Source organism: Methylosinus sp. Ce-a6 (genome assembly GCF_009811655.1).
Classification (GTDB): Bacteria; Pseudomonadota; Alphaproteobacteria; order Rhizobiales; family Beijerinckiaceae; genus Methylosinus.
Genome location: NZ_BGJX01000083.1, coordinates 1 through 1,253, shown reverse-complemented (window position 1 = coordinate 1,253; position 1,253 = coordinate 1). Strand labels below are relative to the sequence as shown.

General features: G+C 64.7%; 1 protein-coding gene. It reads right to left on the bottom strand.

The features are described from left to right. Window positions 1-1,145: IS4 family transposase (locus tag Mspo_RS19400; RefSeq protein WP_159732931.1), on the bottom strand; the 1,145-nt coding region annotated here is incomplete at its 3' end. Between the last annotated feature and the right edge of the window lie 108 nt (window positions 1,146-1,253).

Below are 1,253 nucleotides of genomic sequence, written 5' to 3'. Positions count from 1 at the left end.
GATTTCCATCGGCTCGGGACGAGGTATTTGGGCGGCGGCTCGTCGAGGAGCGCGATGGGTCGGCGGGCGAAGAGGAAGCGGCCGACCAGCTCGGCGAAACGCAGCGGCGGCAAGGCCACGCCGTGGGCCTGCTCGGCGATGCGCAACAGCAGGAAGGCGATCATCGCCGCCAGCAGCTGAAGCTTGATGGCGTTCTCGTTCTTGCCCAAGAACTTGCGGATCGAGAGATGCTGTTTCAGCCAGCGGAACAGCAGCTCGATCGCCCAGCGCGCCTTGTAGAGAGCGGCGATTTCCGCCGCCGTGCGCGTCATGTCGTTGGTGATCACCTCGATGATCGGCGATTTCGCCCGGCTCGCCGCGTCGCGCTCGATGCGGATGCGGCGCAGGCGCATCGGCAGCTTGGAGTCGCCCTTGCTCGCGAGGGCGACCTCGCAATCCTCGAGCACGGTGAAGCCGTCGCCGCGGGTCTTGTGGAGCCCCCGCTCGGCGACGACCTTCAAGCGCGTATTGGTCTTGGGCCGTGTGACGAAGAGCGCCCCGGCCTCGTGAATGCCCTTCCACCATTGGAAATCGTAATAGCCCTTGTCGAAGACATAGGTGGCTCCCGCCTCGATCGGCGTCGTCTTGCCGACGCTCACATCATTGACATTGGCGAGCGTCACCTCGACGCGATAGGGGCGGTCGGCGCCGCGATCATAGGCGACATGCATTTTGAGTCCATGGATGCGGCCGTTGGAGCGGGCGAACTCATGGAATTTGCTCAATGGAATGGGGGTCGAGTCGATGAGCCGGAGCATCTCGGCGCCTTCGCGCCTCGTCCTGCGGTCGAGCGTCGCGGCGAGCTGCGCGAAGAGATCGGCGAAGACGGCGACGGGCCGGCGGGCGCTGGCTTCCGCGATCGTCGAGCGCGCGAAGCGCCCGACGCCCAGGTGGTAATGTCCATTGGCTTCGGCGTTGAACGCGGCGACGAGCCCGCGCAGGCTGACGACGGCGCCGAGCTGCGCGAAGATCAGCGCCACCAGATGGCTCCAGCTCCTGAAGGACTTATCGTAGGCGTCGCCGCCGTGACGATCCACGATCCGCTGGAAGCTGCGACGATCGATCGGTTTGAGAAGCTCGATGAAGACGCTATTCTCGAGGCGCATGTCCGGCTCTTTCTTTCTGAGTCTCGACAACCAGAAAGTACCCCGAAACTCTCGGGAAAGCCGGGCATGCGCCCGCGACCTATCGACTCATTCCCCGGACAGCCGTGC